Here is a 4,612-nt window from a genome sequence, read left to right as displayed (position 1 = left end):
TCGATCGTGCCCTGGAGCAGCTTCTGGAGGACGGGCACGGGGTTTTCGTGGAGATCTCCGCTCATCCGGTGCTGGCCATGCCGCTCACCGACGGGAGTGCGGACCGGGGCGGTGTCGTCGTGGGGTCCTTGGCCCGGGAGCGGGGCACCCGTGCTCAGCTCCTGCGCAATCTCGGTCTGCTCCATGTTCAGGGTCACGAGATCGACTGGGCCCGGGTACTCGACACCGACACAGACACCAACACCAGCACCAACACCAGCACCAACACCGGCACCGGCACCGGGACCGGTTTCCTTCCGGGTCTGCCTACTTATGCTTTCCAGCGCGAGCCTTACTGGATGGACGTGCCGAAGCCCTCCGGTGATGTGCGCTCCGTCGGTATGGACGTGTCCGAGCATCCCTGGCTCGGCGCCGCGCTCGCGCTCGCCGACGGCGACGGGTTTTTGCTCACTGGTCGTCTTTCCCTGGCCGACCAGCCGTGGCTGGCCGACCATGCGGTCTTCGGGACCGTCCTGGTCCCCGGCACCGGCCTGCTCGACATCGCTCTGACCGCCGCGCATCACGTCGGTGCCGACACCGTTCAGGAACTGGCTCTTCTGGAGCCCCTCGTCCTCACCGAGGACACCCCCACCCGTCTCCAGGTCACCGTCGGAGCGGAGGACGGGAACGGGCGGCGGGCCCTCACGATCCACAGCCGGGCCGAGAACACACCCGATGAGACCTCCTGGCGCCAGCACGCCGCCGGCGAGATCGGACCGCACACAGAGGCGACCCCGACCGACGCGTTCGCCGAGCTGGCCCAGTGGCCCGTTCCGGGCACCGAACGCGTCGACCTGGACGGCTTCTACGACGCGTTCCGCGCCCGCGGTCTGCAATACGGCCCCGCCTTCCAGGGCCTGAGCGAACTCTGGCGCAAGGACAACACCGCCTACGGGATCGTTCGCCTCCCCGACCACCTCAAGCCCGACGACTTCGGCATCCACCCCGCACTCCTGGACGCCGCCCTGCACACCCTCATGGGCATACGCCAGGAGCCGGAAGGCAGTGCCGAGAAGCCCGTGTTCCTGCCGTTCGAGTGGACCGGCGCCCAGCTCCACGCCTCCGGCGCCACCGAACTGCGCATACGCATCGAGGCCGAATCCGCCACGAGTGAGAGCCTCTCCCTTGTGGTGACGGACGGCGCGGGCCATCCCGTTGCCTCCGCACAGGGCCTGCGTATCCGCGAGGCGACCGCCGAGCAGATCCGGGCCGGTGAGTCGTCCGCGCACCTCTACCAGGTCGAGTTCCGGGCGCCCCGCGCGCTGGAAGAGGGTCCGGAGGGGGAGACCTGGGTTCTGGACAGCGACGAGGACGGTGCCGTCGCCCGGACCCTGGGCGCGGAGAGTTTCAGCGCCGTCGACGCCGTGATCGCCCGTCTGGACGAGGGCGCGCCCGCGCCGCTCCGTATCGTCATCGACGCCACGGACACGGGTGCAGGTACCGCCCCCGCCGACGGCCTCGGGGAAGCGACCGCAGCGCTGCGCCGACTCCAGAGCCTGATCGCCGAACAGCGCCTGGAAGAGACCGAGTTGGTGTGGCTCACCTGCGGTGCGGTGGCTGCCGGTGACGGTGTCCGTGACCTCGCACACGCACCCCTCTGGGGGCTGCTGCGCACAGCGCGCAATGAATATCCCGAGCGTGTGATCCGGCTGGTGGACATCGACGTACCGACCGCTGACATGGAGCGCGCACTGGCCGTCGCGGGTGAGCCCGAGATAGCCGTACGCGCGGGTGAAGTGCGCGTGGCGCGTCTGGTAGGAGTGTCCGGGGCTGTCGGTGAGCAGCTCGCGGTGGACGCATCCGGCTCGGTGCTGATCACGGGCGGTATGGGTGAGCTGGGCCGTGCGCTGGCCGGCCACCTGGTTGCCTCGTACGGGGTTCGGCATCTGGTGCTGACCTCGAGGCGTGGGCCTCAGGCGCCGGGTGCGACGGATGTGGTGGAGGAGCTGACCGCTGCGGGGGCCGAGTCCGTACGCGTGGTGGCCTGCGACGTTTCCGACCGAACCCAGGTGGCGGAGCTGCTCGCCGATGACGGCGCACATCCGTGGACCGGGATCTTCCATCTGGCCGCGGTGCTGGACGACGGCCTACTGACCTCGCAGAGTGCGGACCGGCTGGCCGCCGTATGGGCTCCCAAGGCGGAAGGTGCCGCGCATCTGGACGCGCTCTCCCGCGAACTGGGCCTGGATCTGGCAGCGTTCGTGCTGTTCTCCTCGGCCGCCGGTGTGCTGGGCGGTGCGGGGCAGGCCGGCTACGCGGCCGCCAACGCCTCGCTCGACGCGCTCGCGGCCCGTCGCCGCTCTCAGGGTCTCCCCGCGACCAGTGTGTCGTGGGGCCTGTGGCAGCAGGACGGGACGGGTCTCACCGCGACTCTCGGCCAGGCCGAGCTGGCGCGTATGCATCGGCAGGGGGTGGGCGCCCTCACCCGTGAGCAGGGCCTGGCGGCCCTTGACGCCGCCCTCGCGACGCAACGCCCCCATCTCGTTTCGTTCAAGCTGGAGTTGGCACCGCTGCTGCGACGGCCCGACGAGATTCCGACGCTGCTGCGTGCCCTGGTCCGGGTGCCGCACAAGCGCGCGGGCAGCTCCGCCGCGGCTCCGTCCGGTCTGCGCGAGCAGCTGAAGACTCTTCCGGAGGCCGAGCGGCGAACCCGGCTCACCCAGCTCGTCCAGCGTGAGGCTGCCGTGATCCTGGGCGTCTCCGGGGCGGACGGGATCGGTGCGCAGCAGGTCCTCAAGGAGCTCGGGATCGACTCCCTGATGGCGGTCGAACTGCGTCGTAGGCTTGCCGCGGAGACCGGACTGACACTGCCCTCCACTCTCGCCTTCGACTACCCGACCCCCGCCGCCGTCGCCGGGCTCCTCATCGAGAAGCTCATGCTCACCGGCGACGCGTCGAAGGCCGTGACGAAGCGCACCCACCGCACTGCCGCCGTGTCCGACGACCCCATCGCCATCGTGTCCATGGCCTGTCGGCTGCCTGGCGGAATCGACACCCCCGAGGACTACTGGCACCTCCTGTCGTCCGGCGGCGACGCCGTCAGCGGACTCCCGCCGCGCTGGGAGAGCCTCGATGTCTACGATCCCGACCCCGACGCCGCGGGCAAGAGCTACGCCCGCGAGGGAGGCTTCATCCGCGACGCCGAGGGCTTCGACGCCGCGTTCTTCGGGATCTCCCAGCGCGAGGCGCTGTCGATGGATCCGCAGCAGCGGCTCGTGCTCGAAACGGCCTGGGAGGCGCTGGAGCGGGCCGGTGTCGGACCCGGATCGCTGAGCGGGAGCCGCACGGGCGTCTATCTCGGTGCCATGAGTTCCGACTACGGCGAGCAGGGGCGCGAGCTCGACGCGTTCGACGGATACGTCAGCACGGGGAATGCCAGCAGTGTCGTCTCGGGCCGGGTCTCGTACGCGCTCGGCCTCCAGGGCCCTGCCGTCACGGTCGATACCGCCTGCTCCTCCTCGCTGGTCGCCATGCATCTCGCGGCCACCGCATTGCGGCAGGGCGAGTGCGAACTCGCCCTCGTCGGCGGTGTCACCGTGATGAGTACGCCGAGGCTCTTCGTGGAGTTCTCCCGGCTCAAGGGCATGGCCCCGGACGGACGCTGCAAGTCCTTCTCCGCGCAGGCGGACGGCGCCGGCTGGTCGGACGGGGTCGGCATCCTCGTGCTGAAGAGGCTTTCCACCGCCGAGCGCGACGGCGACCGGGTCCTCGCCGTGATCCGGGGCAGCGCCGTCAACCAGGACGGGCGCAGCCAGGGCCTCACCGCCCCGAACGGGCCCTCGCAGCAGCGGGTGATCCACGATGCCCTCGACGCGTCGCGGCTCACCCCCGCCGACATCGACGCGATCGAGGCGCACGGCACGGGCACTCCCCTGGGCGACCCGATCGAGGCCGGCGCGCTGGCCGAGGTGTTCGGACCCGGACGAACGGACGACCGGCCGGTCTACCTCGGCTCGTCGAAGTCGAACATCGGCCACGCCCAGGCCGCCGCCGGCGTCGCGGGCGTCATGAAGATGGTCCTCGCGCTCCAGCACGAAACACTGCCGAAGACGCTGTACGTCGACGAGCCCAGCCCGCACATCGAATGGGACGGCAGCGGTCTCGAGCTCCTGAACGTGGCCCGGCCCTGGACCCGGGACACGTCCCGCACCCGCCGCGCGGGTGTCTCCTCCTTCGGACTCAGCGGCACCAACGCCCACGTCATCATCGAGGAACCGCCGGTCGCGAAGCCGGCCGAACCCGCAACCGCGGACGCGCGGCCGTTCCCGGTGGTCGTGTCCGGACAGAGCGAGGAGGCCGTCCGCGCCCAGGCCGGACGCTGGGCGGACTGGATCGCCGGAAACCCGGACGTCCCCCCGGCCGACATCGCGGCCACAGCGGCACTGCACCGTACGCACTTCGAGTCGCGGGCTGCCGTGACGGCGTCGGAACCCGGTCAACTGGTCTATGCTTTGCGGGCGTTGGCGGGTGGCAGGGCGCACCGTGATGTGGTGGAGGGTGTGGTGGGGGGTGGTGATCTGGCGGTGTTGTTCACGGGTCAGGGTAGTCAGCGGATTGCGATGGGGCGTGGGTT

General features: G+C 70.6%; 1 protein-coding gene. It reads left to right on the top strand.

The genetic code is table 11. The features are described 5' to 3' along the window. Positions 1-4,612, top strand: a 4,612-nt coding sequence (locus tag E6R60_RS36265) for a beta-ketoacyl synthase N-terminal-like domain-containing protein (protein WP_136330994.1), incomplete at both ends; no start/stop codon positions are given.

The sequence above is a fragment of the Streptomyces sp. A0642 genome (assembly GCF_004795105.1).
Classification (GTDB): Bacteria; Actinomycetota; Actinomycetes; order Streptomycetales; family Streptomycetaceae; genus Streptomyces.
Note: the sequence above shows the minus strand (reverse complement) of the source record. Positions and strands in the feature narration are given on the sequence as shown.